Origin of the sequence: Winogradskyella sp. A2, from assembly GCF_046762865.1 — a bacterium.
In the GTDB taxonomy this organism is placed as follows: Bacteria; Bacteroidota; Bacteroidia; order Flavobacteriales; family Flavobacteriaceae; genus Winogradskyella.
The window spans coordinates 136,230-151,523 of the sequence record NZ_JBKQXM010000003.1 but is presented as its reverse complement, the minus strand read 5'-3'; the positions used below and the strand labels follow the sequence as shown (position 1 = coordinate 151,523).

Sequence of the window (15,294 nt, the reverse complement as noted above, 5' to 3'; positions counted from 1 at the left end):
GAACTAAAATAATTTACTCTATATTGTCTAGATCATTTAGTTCATCTAATTCTTTTAATATTTCGAATGTTTTTTTTGCTTCATCTCCGTCAATGATACTGATGGCTGCTCCAACATGGACCAATACATAATCATCAATTTTGGCTTCAGGTACAAGTGCAAGACTAATATCTTTGGTAATTCCGTCAAAAGAGACCTTACCAGTTCTGAAAGTTTTATCTAGCTCAGAAGTGATTTCTATTAATTTTCCGGGAATTGATAGACACATTTTAATTAATGATTTATGATTGTTGGACTAAGATTTCTGATTTTAACCATTTATACCAATCTTCCATACCTTGTCCGTTGGTTGCAGAAACTTCAAAGAATTTTAGATTTGAATTCACTCTCAGCGCGTAGTCTTTCAATTTATCTAAATTGATGTTGACATATGGTAAAAGGTCTACTTTATTGATGATGCAAATATCCGATGTATGGAACATATCAGGATATTTTATGGGTTTATCTTCACCTTCAGTAGTACTAATAATCACAATTCTTTTACTTTCTCCTAAATTAAACATGGATGGACATACCAAGTTCCCAACGTTTTCAATCATTAAGACTGAATGGTCTTTCATATTCAATTTTTTCACTGCATCGTAGACCATATCACTTTCTAAATGACAGCCTTTGCCTGTATTGATTTGAACAACAGGAATGTTTAAGGCATCAATTCTATTAGCATCATTCATAGTCTGTTGGTCACCTTCAATAACATAAAAAGAAATGTCATCTTTTAAATCCTGTAAAGTTTTTTCCAAAATCGAGGTTTTACCAGATCCTGGTGAGCTTACCAAGTTTAATGCAAAAATGTTTTTTGCATCAAAATAACCTTTGTTTCGCGACGCCATGACCTCATTGTGGTGAAGGATATCTTTTTCTAGCTCAATCACGGTCTTATGAGAATGGCTATGGTCATGGTCTTGATGATGATGGTGATCGTGGTCATGCGAATGCTCGTGACTATGGGTATGTCCATCGTGATGATGATGGTGATGATTGTGCGTTTTTATATCCTTTGGATTTTTAATCGTAACGCCTTGTTCTTCTGTACCGCAACCACAAGTTCCACACATAATTTAATAGTTTTTTTGTTCTGAAAGATAGGATACAAGTATCTTATCTAAAAAATGTTGTTTTGTCTTATTGAGGTTTTGATTGCCTTTGTCACTTAGTCCAATCATTAATTCCCAATCGTAACCTTGAATAGCCAAAATATATGCTTTAGGATTATGATCGTACAATTGTTTAGAAAGGTACAAAATTGTTTGAGGTTCTAAAGCATGTGTACTAAAACTGTATTTTTTTGAGGGCCGGCAAGGTTCAAAGTAGAATCCATTTTCGGTGCTTTCTTTAGTGGCATCTACAAAAATGACACGATCATAATTTGAAATAAGTTCAGCATCTTCAATTTGAAGTTGATATCTGTACTCTAAATCAAAGCCCGTATTTTCCGTTTTTAAAAAATCTAAAAACTTCCAACCTAGGCCATCATCTTGCCTACCGTTGTTACCAATTCCTAAAACAATGGTTTTGTTATCTAATCTTCTCATCTAATAAATTTCCTTTGTGGTCTTCCAATCTTACAATCAAAGGCATTTCACCTAAAGCATGAGTTGCACAGCTGAGACAAGGGTCGTAAGCACGAATAGCAATTTCTATTTGATTGAGCATTGGTTCTGTAATTTCTTGTTTTTCATCTAAAACAGCTTTGGCTACAGATCTCACTCCTCTATTCATGGCCTCATTATTATGAGTTGTAGAAACTATCAGATTACATTTAGTGATCAGTCCCTTGTCATCAGTATGGTATTCGTGAATTAATGTACCTCTTGGAGCTTCAATGATTCCTATACCTTTGTTTCTTGGTGTGCCCTTCCTTACCAAATCATCGCCCATAATATCATCATCTAACAATAATTCTTTCATTAGTTCAGCACAATGTAGCATTTCAATTAAGCGAGCCCAATGGGTGTGCATAGTCATGTTGTTTGGAAAATCCTTAGTATAAGATTTAAATATTTGACGTTCTGTTTCTGCCAATGGTGTATTGATATGTGTACATGTATTCACGCGCGCTAATGGCCCAACACGGTTCCAGCCGTTTTCTCTACCATAGGCTTCCATATATGGAAACTTAAGATAAGACCAAGGTTCTACAGCCTCCTTAAAATGATAAGCGTATTCAATATCTGAAATATTCAATAATTCTTTGCCTCTCGAATCAATGGAACGAAGCCTACCATCGTATAATTCTAAAGCACCAGTTTCTTTATCAACCAAGCTTAAATGATTTGATGGATATCGTGCAAAACTATCTATCCACTCTGTATTTTCAGCATGATATGATTTCATGAAATCTATGATTTCTTTACTCCATTCTATCATGGTATCTACATTGGGAATTTGTTTACCATCCAAAAAATATTGGCGCTCTTCTGCTGAAAAGGTTTTGTGTACACCACCTGGAACTGCCAATATTCCATGAATTTTTTTACCAGCTAATGCCTTTATCATTTCTTGACCGAACTTACGCATTAAAATGCCTTTTTTTGCCAATTCCTTGTTTTCGGTAGCAACCGCTACAATATTGCGCTTCTCGGCAGGCGCATCAATTCCAAACAATAAATCTGGTGAAGCCAAATAAAAGAAATGCAGTGCATGGGATTGAAATACTTGTCCATAATGCAACATTTTCCTCAATTTAGTCGCAACTGGCGATAAGTTTTCTGGGTCAATACCAACTAATTGATCTATAGCTTTTGCTGCGGCAATATGATGGCTCACCGGACAAATGCCACAAAGGCGTTGTACCAAAACGGGTGCTTCCCAATAAGGATGGCCTTGAATAAATTTTTCAAAACCCCTAAATTCTACAATGTGGAAAAAGGCATTGTCAACCTTGCCATTTTCATCTAATTTAATGGTTACTTTACCGTGTCCTTCAACACGAGTAACAGGTTCTATAACTATTTTTCTTTTGCCCATTTTACCTAAATTATTATTAATCGTATTTAAATTCTGAATAGGTGATTGAATACTCCTCTTCAAAAAGCATATTTTTCACAACATTCCATATGTGGTTGGCGTTTGGCGGACAACCAGGAATGTGGTAATCTATTTTTACAACTTCATGATTGGCATAAACCTTATCTAGTATTTTTGGTAAATCCTCATGATTAGGAATTATAGTTTCATTGGCTTCGCTAGTTATAGAATCTATATATGATTCTTTTAAGCAATCTTCCAAAGGCACTGTATTTCTAATTGCAGGAACACCTCCCCAAATGGCGCATTCTCCGACAGAAATTAAAATATCGCAATGCTTTCTAAATTCTCTGAGCACTTCAATGTTATCCGTGTTACAGCAACCACCTTCTATTAAGCCTATATCACAGCGTTCACTAAATTCCTTAATATCTGTCAGTGGTGATTTGTTAAATTCAACAACATCAATAAGGTCCAATAGCCCTAAATCGACATCGAGCATTGACATGTGGCATCCAAAGCAGCCAGCAAGTGAGGCTGTAGCAACACGTTTTTTGGTTTTCTTCTTGTTTGTGCTTTTATGTTTTTTGATGTCTTCCAAAGGCATGTTTTCGCTTTCACGGGAATAATCAAATTGTCGGTCACCAAAAGGTTTACCAAAGGTTTTTCCTTTTACCAAAATTGCGCCTGTAGGACAGATTTGCATAGCGTGTTCTGCTTGTTTTTCGGACAATTTGGCTTCTTGTTTATAATCAACTGATACTGCAGTATGGTTGCCTCTGTTGGTTAGGTTGAATACACGATGGCCATCATCTGTCTTTATTTCTTCGATACAACGCTTACATTTTATACAACGGTTTTGATTGACCACAATACGCTCTGGAATTGCATCTATAGTGCGGTCTACAAAAAGGTGAGGGAAACGCGTATGGGTTATACCAGTTTGGTAACCCAAGTTTTGCATTTGGCAGTCGCCACTTTTCTCACAAGAAGGGCAGAAGTGGTTGCCTTCTACAAACATCATTTCTAATATGGCTTTTCGAAGGTCTAAAAGTTCGGGAGTGTTCACTTCAATGTCCATACCTTCATCAACTTTTAAGGTACAGCCTGCAATAGTACGCCCATTGTTTTTAACTGTACAAATTCTACAGCTTCCCAGCGGGTTTAGATGCTTGAAGTAGCATAATGTAGGAATGGACACGCCATTTTGCTCGGCAGCTTCAATAAGATTTTGATCTTTTGAAGCGGTGCAATCCTTTCCGTCTATTCTAAACTTTATTTTTTTCATAGTTCTGTTTGCAAATTATATTTGCGTGTCTTTAATAAAACTATCATATTCCTGAACGGCATCTTCCATATCAAACTCAACATTCTGGTCGTCATTTGGTGAGAGTTTCAAATTGAAATAGTCTTTGAATTTATCCATCGCATAGATTAAACTATTCGGTGATGATTTTCCCAAACCACAGCGGCTGGAAAGCTTAATAAGTTCACCCCATTTTTTAATGTCATCTATATCTTGTTGTGAGCTTAAACCACTTTGCATTTTCTTTACCTTTTCGTTTAATATGAAATTACCAGCTCTACATGGTGTGCATACGCCACAGGACTCCTTTTTAAAAAATTCCATATAATTCCTAAGGATGTTAAGAATGTCTCTTGTACGATTGAAGACCATGAATGAGCCACCGCACATGATATCTTCTTTACAGATTCTTCGGTCAAATTCAGAATTATTAACACACTCACCTGAAGGACCACTCACTTGAATAAAATATGGTGATGTAGCTTGGCTCATTTCTATACCCAATAGGTCTTTTATAGTGGTCCCAAACTCTACTTCGTAAATACCTGGTTTTGCTACGTCACCAGAAATACTTAATAGTTTTGTTCCTGGTGATTCTTCAGTACCTAAACTTAGAAAATGTTCTTCACCTAATTCGACAATACGTGAAGCATAGGCAAGGGTTTCAACATTATTTACAACAGTTGGTTTATGTTTAAAACCGTGTTTTGTGGCAGACCACATACGTACAGGCGGTTCTCCCCTGCGACCTTCCATGGACTCTATTAAAGCCGAGGCAGCACCACAGACATATGAGCCTGCTCCTAGTTGTATACTGATATCAAAATCAAAACCTTCTTTGCCTAAAATAGATGTTCCCAATAGGTTTACCTTCCGGAATTCGCTTAGTAATGCTTCTAGGTCATTTTTAAAATATTGATATTCTGCCCTAAGGTAGATAATACCTTCTTTGGCGCCAGTAGCATAACCAGCCAGTACCATACCTTCAATCACCAATCCTGGAAGGTACTGAAATAGAGCTCTATCTTTAAATGTTCCGGGTTCACCTTCATCAGCATTACAGATGATATATTTTGCGTCTGCTACATTATTCATACAAGATTTCCATTTGTAGCCAACAGGAAAAAACGCACCACCTAAGCCCAATAACTTTGATTTTGAAATTTTGTTGACAATATCTTCAGGTGTGAATTTTAAGCCTTCCTTAATGCTTTTACCCATTGCATAGGGTCTAAAAATAACAGCCTTAGACTCCTCCGGATGATATTGGATTTTGCTTTTAGTTTTACTAGCAAAGTTTTTTGGATTTTCATCATTTTTAAGACGATCAACAATCAATTTTACTTTTTTCGGTGTGAGGTCAGTAAAGGGTTGAAAATCAATAAGTGCGGCAGGTTCTTGGTCACTCATGCCAATACAAGAAGTGTCAAACAACGAAAAGTCATCGTTACCCTGTTCATTGAGCGTACATCCAGTTTCTTTTTCGAATGCAGTTTTTACCGCCTCATAGCCCTTTAAATCTGAAATAATACTATTATTTAGATATATGATATGCTTGCCTGTTGGTTCCTTATGGAAAAAATGGTAAAATGAAATTACACCTTCTATTTCTACATCTGCGACATTTAGTTTTTTGGAAATCCTGGAAACGGCTGCATCAGAAATGTGGCCATAATTGCGTTGGCACTCCCATAGTATATTCAAAAGATGTGCTCTGTCCATAATTGATCTTTTAGTGTTTATTAATGTAATATTAAAACTTAGTCAATTAATTTATCTTAATCTTTATTAAAAACGATAGCCGTCTGTTTTTAATATTATTACCATAGTAAAAGAAATACATTTTATTCAAAACAAACATGATTTCTGTCATGTAAATTGAAGATATTTCAAAAAAACACACCTAAAAATCAGATTATTTTAAAATCTACTCTTTTTCAATCATATTTAAATTCTTCATGGGTTATTGAATAGTCTTCATTTAATAGAACATTCTTTACAACTTTCCAAATATGTTGCGCATCAGGAGGGCAACCAGGAATGTAGTGGTCTATTTTAACGATTTCGTTACAAGGATAAACTCTGTCGAGAATCTTTGGAATATCTTCGTGATTAGGAATAGTATTTGTTCCAATTTCTGAAGTTAGTCCATGGATATAAGCTTCTTCCAAGCATTCTTCTAATGGAACAAAATTGCGCATTGCAGGGATACCACCCATAATAGAACATTCACCAAAAGCAATAAGAATATCGCATTTTTTTCTAAATTCCTTGAGTACTTCTATATTTTCAGAATTGGCACAACCGCCTTCAATTAAACCAATATCGCAACGTTTTGTAAACTTTTTTATATCATTTATTGGTGATTTATTAAATTCAACAATATCTAGCATGTCTAGGATACTCAAATCAATATCTAATAAGGACATATGGCATCCAAAGCAACCAGCCAGTGACGTTGTAGCCACTGTGAATATACCATTGTCGCCGTTATGTTTCAATTTTTTGGAGGTGTTTATGTGTTTGGTTTTCCCACCATTGTCATACTTACGATGGCCAAAGGGTTGGTAGTGAGTGGTGCCTTTGACTAGAATTGCACCAACAGGACAAATATCCATAGCATGCTTAGCTTCTGTATCCGTCAATTTAGCTTCTTCCTCATGGTCAATTTGGACTCGAGTTTTAACTCCACGTTTCACAAAGGAAAATACATCCTTACCGTCGTAGGTTTTAACGTCTTCAACACACCGCTTACATAGTATACAACGGTTAGTCTCCATTGCCATTCTATTGGATGTAAAATCAACTAAATTTTTGCTATAAACATGCGGGAAGCGTGATACTGTAATACCCATCTCATAACCAAGGTTTTGCATATCGCAGTTACCACTTTTTTCGCAGGATGGGCAAAAGTGATTTCCCTCTGCGAACAACATTTCTATAATGGCTTTTCTGGTGTTTAAAAGTTCTGGTGAGTTAATCTCTACATTCATGCCCTCGTAAACCTTGGTGGTACATCCAGAGGTTGTTTTTCCATCTACTGATACAGTACAAATTCTGCAAGTACCTAGAGGTGGATTAACTTCACGAAAATGACACAGTGTAGGAATAAACAATCCGTTTTCCTTTGCAGCATCAACAAGGTTTTTGCCTGGTTTTACCTCATATTGTTTTCCGTCAATAGTAATATTTACTAGCTTATTCATAGGTGCTTTCTATTTCTTGGATGATGTTTTCGTACTCTTTAGTTGCGGTTTCAATGTTAAATTCACATTTGAAATTACCTTCCTCTTGAATATGTTTATTAAATTCGTCAGGAAACTTCAAGATAGCGGTCAATAAACAGTTAGTTGAAGTTTTTCCCAATCCACAACGACTAGATTGTTTGATGATTTGGCTCCATTCTTTAATTTCTTCTAAGTCTTTTCTACAGCCATTATTACTCATTATTTTAACCATCTTTCTAGATAACAAAAAGTTACCATTTCTGCATGGAATACAAATACCACAAGATTCTGCTACGAAAAACTGGATAATATTATTTAGTATAGAAATGATATCGCGATCTTTATTAAAAACCATAAATGAACCACCACTTCTTAAACCAATACCACTCATTTTTTGAGAATATTCTATAGGATCTTTAAATGAAAATTGAATATGTTCAGCCAATAAATTTTCACCAGAAATTTCTCGATTAAAATCGGCAGGGGAGAGACATTCTCCAGCAAAACCATTGTACAAAACTAGAAATGGATTTTTAGCGCCTACAAGGTCTAGGAAATCCTTCAATTTCATTCCCCATTCTATTTCGTAAATACCTGGTTTATCACAATCTCCAGAAACACTAAACATTTTTGTGCCAGGTGTTGCCTCTGTGCCAATAGAAAGATATTGCTGTAAATTCATAGTTAAAATTCTTGGCACAGCACAAAGGGTTTCTACATTGTTTACGATAGTTGGTTTGCCTAGATAACCTTTTTCAACAGGAAAATATTCTTTAGTTGTTGGTTCTCCTCTTTTTCCTTCCATGGAGGCAATAAGTGCTGTTTCTTCACCACAAACATAGGCGCCTGCACCCATGAAAAGATGCACTTTAAAATTGAATCCTTTTATACCTAAAATATTGGATCCCAGTAATTCTGCTTGTTCAAATCTTTTAATAGTATCTATTAATTTTTCTTTGAGATAGGTGTATTCTGCTCGTAAATAAATATAGCCTTCTGTGGCACCTACAGCATAGCCAGCAATTGTCATGCCCTCAATCAACAATTCTGGTTGTGTGTTTAGCAACACACGATCTTTGAAAGTTCCAGGTTCACCTTCATCCGCATTACAAATAATATATTTTTGATCTGATGCATTGTTGCGACAAAATTCCCATTTCGACCCTGTTGGAAAAAAGGCACCACCTCTACCTGATAATTTAGAGTCTTTTATTTTTTGAATGACATCTTCAGGTTTAAGTAAGGTTAGAGTTTTTAGTGCTTCCCCTTTGTTAAAGGGTTTGAAGAAAATTGTTTTATCCTCCGCTTTTGGCCTATATTGGATGTTGTCTTTTGGGTAATTGCAGAGCGATTTAAGAGAATGGCCTTCTTTAATTTTGTTAATAAGTAGCTTAACTTTTTCACCTGTTAAATTGGTAAAAGGATAAAAGTTTATGAGCGCAGAAGTCTCTTGGTCACTTAGTCCAATACAAGAAGTTTCAAATAAACCGAACATTTTGTCATTTGTGACATTACCTATTTTAATGTCCAATACGTCTTCAAGAGCTTCCTTTACTTCATCATACTTATGAAGTTTGGAAATTATTGAATTGTTAAGATAAATAGTGTATTTACCTGCGTCTTTTCTGTGGAAAAAATGATAAAAGGAAATAATACCCTCTAGTTCAATTTTAGACATGTTAAAAGCAGTTGCAATTTTTGTGATGTCATCATCACTTATGAATCTTCGCTTTTTTTGAATATCCCAAAGTACATTCATTAACGAAGTCCTTACCTTAATGTTATTATTGATTGTCATAAGCCAGACTTATAAAATAATTTACGAAGCTATTGGACAAAGCAGAAGCAGGCAATGACCACGGTCATTTTATGATAAAATATTAAGCTATTTTAAGGACTGTAATCTTTTTCGCTGAATACAGTTTACACTAAGTTTTAGTATCTAAATAGAATATATTTTATCTAATAAGACAATTCCATTGATTTTACCAGCATTTCTTTGCCTTTGACTATTGTTTTTAAATAACCATTACAAACTGGGCAAGCATCGTACATTTGGTTCAATTCAAAAAGATGTTTACAATCCTTACACTTCGCTTCACCATTTATTGTAATTATTTTTTTTAAAGCATCTTGAAGCACTGTGCCCTTAACTGCAGATGACCAAACAAAATTTAGGGCATCAATTTCAATACCGGATAAAGTGCCTATTTCAAGTTCGATTTTTTCAACCTTTTGAGCATTTACTTTCGCGCTTTCGTTTTCAGCGATTCGTACAATTCCCATAGCTATGGATAATTCGTGCATTATAGAATTGTTTAATTTCCTAATTCAATTTTAGTTCTATTTTTTGATTTTTTGTATGATAAAAGTCATTTATAAATTCAGAATACTAGTTTTAATTTACACTTATATTAGTAATGCTAACCGTTTAAAGTGTGCTTAAGCTAATATTGTATATTAAAGTATGATTTTGAAAACCTATAAAATAGTGATTACTGGTCAGGTTCAGGGTGTAGGTTTTCGTCCTTATGTGTATACATTGGCCAAGCAATTTAATCTTAAAGGTACAGTTTCCAACAATGAGGAAGGCGTTATTATCTGCGCTCATGGCTCTAAAGATGCAGTTAATGAGTTTTATGATACGCTTATAAATCATCCACCCAAAGTTTCTAAAATAGATGAGCATTACATAGTGGAATCTGAATCTATGATTTTTCAAGATTTTAGAATTATTCCTTCAAAAGTAGAGAGCAAACTCAACCTGCAGTTAACACCAGATTTTGCAATTTGTGAGAGTTGTCAACAAGATATAAGTGATCCTAAAAATAGAAGGTATAATTATCCATATACTACATGTGTAGATTGCGGACCTCGTTGGGCTATAACCAAAACTTTCCCTTTTGAACGACATCATACCAGTATGAAGGAATTTGACATGTGTAACCACTGCCAAGAAGAATATTCTAATCCTGAAAATCGCAGATTTCACTCCCAAACTAATTCATGTAGTACTTGTGGTATAGAAATGTATTTGATTGATATCACAGGAAAAAAATTAGAAATCGATAAAAATTCAATATTTAATAGCGTAAAAGAATTCTTATTGAATGGTAGTATTCTAGCCATAAAAAACACAAGTGGCTACTTGTTATGTTGTGATGCTAGAAATGAAGCTGTGGTCAAAAACCTTAGACTTAAAAAAAATCGACCTCAAAAACCTTTTGCTTTATTATATCCTTCTTTAAAATTACTAAAATCTCATTTTCAAATTACCAATAGTCAAGAATCTTCGCTTGTATCTCCTGAACGACCGATTGTCATTCTGCCAAAATTAGGTTCTGGTCATTCGGAAATTGCATCCTCAGTGGCACCAAATCTAAACCAATTGGGTATTATGCTTCCAAATTCAAGCTTATTGCAATTGATCGCTAATGAAATTGATTTTCCAATTGTTGGAACCAGTGGCAATATTAGCGGTTCTCCAATTCTTAGAGACAATGATGAAGCTTTCGAAAAGCTTAAATCCATTGCTGATTATTTTGTACAACATGATTTAGATATTATACATCCTCAAGATGATTCGGTTTTAAAGTTTAGTCAAAAATATAGTGAGAGGGTTTTATTTAGACGTTCAAGAGGCTATGCACCAAACTATTTTAATTTCAAGAATGATAGCGATAAAATTATTATGGCTGTGGGTGCTCATTTAAAAAGTACCATTGCATTTTTGCCTAATGATTATTTATATGTAAGCCAGTATCTTGGACATCTGGATAATTATGATAGTTACCAACGTTTCGTAGAAATAGCCTGTGATTTTATTAGCATTTTTAGAGAGGACCCACAGGTTATTTTGGTAGATAAACATCCAGCATATCAAAGCACATTATATGGTAAATCCTTTAGCAAGAAATTTAACGCTGAGGTGTATGAAATTCAACACCACAAAGCACATTTTGCATCAGTTTTGGCTGAGCATAAGCTATTTGAAGACTCACATGATATTTTAGGTGTGGTCTGGGATGGTACTGGTTTTGGCGATGACCAACAAATATGGGGTGGTGAATTTTTTAGATATCATAATCGAGGCATGCAACGGGTCGCACACTTTGAATATTATAATTGGTTGGCGAACGATAAGATGGCCAAAAATCCTAAACTGTCATTATTATCACTAATGGACAATCAAGATGAATCCGTGTTATCTAAAAAATTCACCACTAATGAACTGGATATTTATGAAACCTTAAAGGAGCGTAATAATTTGGAAACGTCTTCTGTGGGCAGACTTTTTGATGCTGTTGCCTCTTTGTTAGATATATGTGATTACAATAGTTATGAAGGGGAAGCGGCTATAAAACTTGAAAATTTAGTAACTCAATATGATTTGAAGAATTGTAAAGCTTATGTCTCTGTTTTGGAAGATGGAAGTATTCCAACCAAAATAATAATTAATAAAATCAAAGATGATGTTGAAGAAGGTATAGAAAATTCAAAAATCATTATTAATTTCTTGTACACATTGGCTTCTATAATTTTACAAATTGCAAAACAGCAACATATTACCAAAATAGCTTGTAGTGGTGGTGTTTTTCAGAACACCATGCTCATAGATATGCTAAAAGAACTCGCTAGGGATGATTTTGAATTATTTTTTAATCGTAACTTAAGTCCCAATGATGAAAATATTTCGCTAGGACAGATGATGTATTATTTACACGGTATAGATACTAAATGAAATACTTAAAAGAATATAGAAATTTAGAGGCTACAAAGCGTTATTTGCAACAAATAGAAAAAACCATAACTAAGCGTTGGAATATCATGGAAATTTGTGGTGGTCAAACCCATGGTTTAGTTAAAAATGGCATTTTGGACCTATTGCCTGAAAAAGTGCAGATGATTCATGGTCCAGGTTGTCCGGTTTGTGTAACGCCATTAAACCTTATTGACAAGTCTATTGAATTACTTGAAAATGGGATAATTGTTTGCTCATTCGGTGATATGATTCGTGTACCTGGAAGTAAGAAAAGCCTTTTAGAGGCTAAGGCAGATGGTGGTGATTTAAGAATTTTATACTCACCATTGGAAGCCGTAAATATTGCTAAAAATAATCCAGACAGAGAAGTAGTGTTTTTTGCTGTAGGATTCGAAACTACAGCACCTGCCAATGCCTTGTCCGTCTTGCATGCCGAAAAAGAAGGTCTTAAGAATTATTCAATTTTAGTCTCTCATGTATTAGTGCCACCAGCTATGGAAGCCATATTAGATGATGAGTTTTGTACTATTGATGCTTTTTTAGGCGCTGGTCATGTCTGTACAATAATGGGTTATCAAAACTATCATAAGTTAGCAGAAACTTATAAAATACCTATTGTAATTACTGGTTTTGAACCATTGGATTTAGTTGAAGGAATTTTTATGGCTGTTAAACAACTTGAAAATGAAACCTATAAAGTCGAAAATCAATATGCTAGAGCTGTAAAAGAAGAGGGAAATCTAGCGGCTATAAGTGTTATTGATCAGGTGTTTGAAATTGCAGATCGTGAGTGGCGTGGTATTGGAAAGATTTCGAATAGTGGTTATAGACTCACCAAATGTTATAAGCCTTTTGATGCCGAACTTAAGTTTGGAATTCAGAATATTGAGGTGCCTGAAAACCCAGCATGTATTGCTGGTGATATTTTAAAAGGCATAAAAAAACCACACCAATGCAAACAGTTTGGCATTACATGTAACCCTTCCAATCCGTTAGGAGCACCCATGGTATCGTCCGAAGGAGCTTGTGCTGCATATTATCATTTTTCTAATTGTCTTATTAATTAATCCTTATGAATGAAATAAATTTAGGATCTGACACCATTAATTTAGGTCACGGAAGTGGAGGTCTTATGACAAGAGCACTTCTTGATACTATTATTTTTAAAGCTTTTGATAATCCTATTTTAAACGAAAAGCATGATGGTTCTATAGTGAACATTGAAGGTAAAATAGCCATATCTACAGATAGTTTTGTGGTTTCACCAATTTTTTTCAAGGGTGGAAATATTGGTGAATTGGCCGTACACGGCACTGTTAATGATGTTGCGATGTGTGGCGCTATTCCTAAATATCTTTCTTTGGCATTTATTGTTGAGGAAGGTCTTAAAGTTGAAGAATTTGTAACTATAGTAAATTCTATAAGAAAAGCAGCAGAAGCAAGTGGTGTATCTGTTATAACAGGAGACACAAAGGTGGTAGAACGCGGTAAAGGGGATAAAATATTTATTAATACTACAGGGTTTGGTGCGGTACATCCCAAGGCATGTATAGCTTCACGCGAGATAAAAGTTGGCGATAAAATCATAATCAATGGTAACATTGCCCAGCATGGCATGGCCATAATGTCCCAACGCGAAGGTTTAGAATTTGATTCTACTATAGAAAGTGATTCTACAAATTTAAATTTTATGGTTGAAGCACTCTTAGACAAATTCGGTCATAAAATTCGACTATTTAGAGATCCAACGCGTGGCGGTTTAGCAAGTGCATTATCTGAAATTGCTACTGATATTGAAAAAGGAATTGTTATTCATGAAAATCAGTTACCACTGGAGAAGCAAGTTGCTGCAGCATGTGAAATTTTAGGTTTAGACCCTTTGTATGTTGCCAATGAAGGGGTTTTAATAGCTATTGTGGATGCTACAATTGAAGCTGAAGTAATTGCGTTAATGCAAAAAGATACCAAAGGAAAAAATGCAGTTTGTATAGGAGAATTTACCGCAGAGCACCCTAGTAAAGTTGTTATGCATAGTCTAGTTGGTGGTAAACGGATTGTGACCCCTTTGATTGGTGAGCAGTTACCTAGAATATGTTAGTCGTAAAAATCCAATAAAAACCAATAATAATAGCAAATAATCCAGCTGCTAAATTGATGCCTTTAAAGAAAATAGGATTGTGCTCATTTTTTGATAGAGTGGCTACTTTTCCAATTACAAAGGCAAATGCAGTCATAGCTATTATGATTCCTATGCAAGACCCGACAACATAAAGAATGGAATCTAAATGTTTGTCAAAACTAAAAACAGGCAGAAATAATAGAAAATGAGCAACTCCAGCTAAACCATGTAAAAAACCAATAGAAAATGATGCAAAATGACTTTGTTTCAAATCCTTTGCATGGCTGTGCTCATGATTGTTTTCTACTCTATGTGCATGCTTATGACTATGTATAATAGGTTTGTTATTACTATGTACATGTAAATGTTTATGGGTCTTATTAGTGTAGAAAATTTTATATAGTGCCCATATTCCTATACCAACAAGGACCACTCCTACGAGTTGTTCACTGTAATTAGAAATCCTTTCAACTGGAATAAGAGTTTTAAAAAACATAAATAAAACTCCTATGGTTGTCATCCCAACAATGTGGCCTATGCCCCAGGCTAATCCTATTTTCCAGGCTTTCTTCTTAGATTTAATTACAAATGGCGTAACTGCCGCCAGATGGTCTGGCCCTGTTAAAACATGAAGTGCTGATGAAAGTATACCGGCTACTAAAGAAAATTCGGCAATCATAGGTTCGCTTTGTACAGCGTTAAACAAAAATATTTTTGATATTTCATATTTTGAACGCCTCTTTAAGAAGGCTAAATTGCCACTTTTTATATTAATAAATTATGATGGAAGTCATAATAGAGCTAAATTATTTTTATTCTATCCTTACATAATTTTTAGAGTAAACACGGT

The 15,294-nt window shown here is 34.8% G+C and carries 13 protein-coding genes; 3 read left to right on the top strand and 10 right to left on the bottom strand.

Annotated features, from left to right (window positions below):
- Nucleotides 1-13: 13 nt before the first annotated feature.
- From ACFWV9_RS06620 to hypA, 9 genes are all read right to left on the bottom strand, one after another.
- Complete coding sequence (locus ACFWV9_RS06620; RefSeq protein ID WP_411894458.1) at nt 14-268, bottom strand: HypC/HybG/HupF family hydrogenase formation chaperone; 255 nt, start codon at nt 266-268, stop codon at nt 14-16.
- 13 nt (nt 269-281) lie between these two features.
- Complete coding sequence (hypB, locus tag ACFWV9_RS06615) at nt 282-1,118, bottom strand: hydrogenase nickel incorporation protein HypB (protein ID WP_411894457.1); 837 nt, start codon at nt 1,116-1,118, stop codon at nt 282-284.
- Between the two features lie 3 nt (nt 1,119-1,121).
- Entirely contained in the window at nt 1,122-1,595 is a 474-nt protein-coding gene (locus ACFWV9_RS06610; RefSeq protein WP_411894456.1) for a hydrogenase maturation protease, read from the bottom strand.
- A complete protein-coding gene (locus ACFWV9_RS06605) occupies nt 1,579-3,030 on the bottom strand; it encodes a Ni/Fe hydrogenase subunit alpha (RefSeq protein ID WP_411894455.1) in 1,452 nt (483 codons plus the stop codon). Before ACFWV9_RS06605 ends, ACFWV9_RS06610 begins: the two co-directional genes overlap by 17 nt.
- Before the next feature lie 16 nt (nt 3,031-3,046).
- Complete coding sequence (locus ACFWV9_RS06600) at nt 3,047-4,318, bottom strand: 2Fe-2S iron-sulfur cluster-binding protein (RefSeq protein WP_411894454.1); 1,272 nt, start codon at nt 4,316-4,318, stop codon at nt 3,047-3,049.
- 15 nt (nt 4,319-4,333) lie between these two features.
- Nucleotides 4,334-6,058, bottom strand: a complete 1,725-nt coding sequence (locus tag ACFWV9_RS06595; protein ID WP_411894453.1) for an NAD(P)H-dependent oxidoreductase subunit E — start codon at nt 6,056-6,058, stop codon at nt 4,334-4,336.
- Between the two features lie 215 nt (nt 6,059-6,273).
- On the bottom strand, nt 6,274-7,542 hold the full coding sequence (locus ACFWV9_RS06590) for a 2Fe-2S iron-sulfur cluster-binding protein (protein WP_411894452.1): 1,269 nt from the start codon (nt 7,540-7,542) through the stop codon (nt 6,274-6,276).
- Nucleotides 7,535-9,361 carry an NAD(P)H-dependent oxidoreductase subunit E gene (locus ACFWV9_RS06585; RefSeq protein WP_411894451.1) on the bottom strand — a complete coding sequence of 609 codons (1,827 nt, stop codon included), beginning with the start codon at nt 9,359-9,361 and terminating at the stop codon, nt 7,535-7,537. Before ACFWV9_RS06585 ends, ACFWV9_RS06590 begins: the two co-directional genes overlap by 8 nt.
- A gap of 164 nt (nt 9,362-9,525) precedes the next feature.
- The gene (gene hypA, locus ACFWV9_RS06580) at nt 9,526-9,870 is read right to left on the bottom strand and encodes a hydrogenase maturation nickel metallochaperone HypA (RefSeq protein ID WP_411894450.1); all 345 of its coding nucleotides are present in this window, start codon (nt 9,868-9,870) and stop codon (nt 9,526-9,528) included.
- A 166-nt stretch (nt 9,871-10,036) separates the two neighbouring features.
- Between hypA and hypF the strand changes: the two genes are divergently transcribed.
- From hypF to hypE, 3 genes are read left to right on the top strand one after another with little or no spacing between them, the layout of a single operon-like run.
- The gene (hypF, locus tag ACFWV9_RS06575) at nt 10,037-12,304 is read left to right on the top strand and encodes a carbamoyltransferase HypF (protein ID WP_411894449.1); all 2,268 of its coding nucleotides are present in this window, start codon (nt 10,037-10,039) and stop codon (nt 12,302-12,304) included.
- A complete protein-coding gene (hypD, locus tag ACFWV9_RS06570) occupies nt 12,301-13,392 on the top strand; it encodes a hydrogenase formation protein HypD (protein ID WP_411894448.1) in 1,092 nt (363 codons plus the stop codon). Before hypF ends, hypD begins: the two co-directional genes overlap by 4 nt.
- A 5-nt stretch (nt 13,393-13,397) precedes the next feature.
- Nucleotides 13,398-14,423 (top strand): hydrogenase expression/formation protein HypE, encoded by a 1,026-nt coding sequence (gene hypE, locus ACFWV9_RS06565; protein ID WP_411894447.1) that lies wholly within the window; start codon nt 13,398-13,400, stop codon nt 14,421-14,423.
- On the opposite strand, the gene ACFWV9_RS06560 is transcribed toward hypE, so the two are convergent.
- Nucleotides 14,410-15,123 (bottom strand): hypothetical protein, encoded by a 714-nt coding sequence (locus tag ACFWV9_RS06560; RefSeq protein WP_411894446.1) that lies wholly within the window; start codon nt 15,121-15,123, stop codon nt 14,410-14,412. The two genes, hypE and ACFWV9_RS06560, sit on opposite strands and share 14 nt — an antisense overlap.
- Between the last annotated feature and the right edge of the window lie 171 nt (nt 15,124-15,294).

Bases quoted from the DNA above. Each gene is read 5' to 3' on its own strand.
- ACFWV9_RS06620 (WP_411894458.1), bottom strand. From the start codon at position 268: ATGTGTCTATCAATTCCCGGAAAATTAATAGAAATCACTTCTGAGCTA.
- hypB (WP_411894457.1), bottom strand. From the start codon at position 1,118: ATGTGTGGAACTTGTGGTTGCGGTACAGAAGAACAAGGCGTTACGATT.
- ACFWV9_RS06610 (WP_411894456.1), bottom strand. From the start codon at position 1,595: ATGAGAAGATTAGATAACAAAACCATTGTTTTAGGAATTGGTAACAAC.
- ACFWV9_RS06605 (WP_411894455.1), bottom strand. From the start codon at position 3,030: ATGGGCAAAAGAAAAATAGTTATAGAACCTGTTACTCGTGTTGAAGGA.
- ACFWV9_RS06600 (WP_411894454.1), bottom strand. From the start codon at position 4,318: ATGAAAAAAATAAAGTTTAGAATAGACGGAAAGGATTGCACCGCTTCA.
- ACFWV9_RS06595 (WP_411894453.1), bottom strand. From the start codon at position 6,058: ATGGACAGAGCACATCTTTTGAATATACTATGGGAGTGCCAACGCAAT.
- ACFWV9_RS06590 (WP_411894452.1), bottom strand. From the start codon at position 7,542: ATGAATAAGCTAGTAAATATTACTATTGACGGAAAACAATATGAGGTA.
- ACFWV9_RS06585 (WP_411894451.1), bottom strand. From the start codon at position 9,361: ATGACAATCAATAATAACATTAAGGTAAGGACTTCGTTAATGAATGTA.
- hypA (WP_411894450.1), bottom strand. From the start codon at position 9,870: ATGCACGAATTATCCATAGCTATGGGAATTGTACGAATCGCTGAAAAC.
- hypD (WP_411894448.1), top strand. From the start codon at position 12,301: ATGAAATACTTAAAAGAATATAGAAATTTAGAGGCTACAAAGCGTTAT.
- hypE (WP_411894447.1), top strand. From the start codon at position 13,398: ATGAATGAAATAAATTTAGGATCTGACACCATTAATTTAGGTCACGGA.
- ACFWV9_RS06560 (WP_411894446.1), bottom strand. From the start codon at position 15,123: ATGATTGCCGAATTTTCTTTAGTAGCCGGTATACTTTCATCAGCACTT.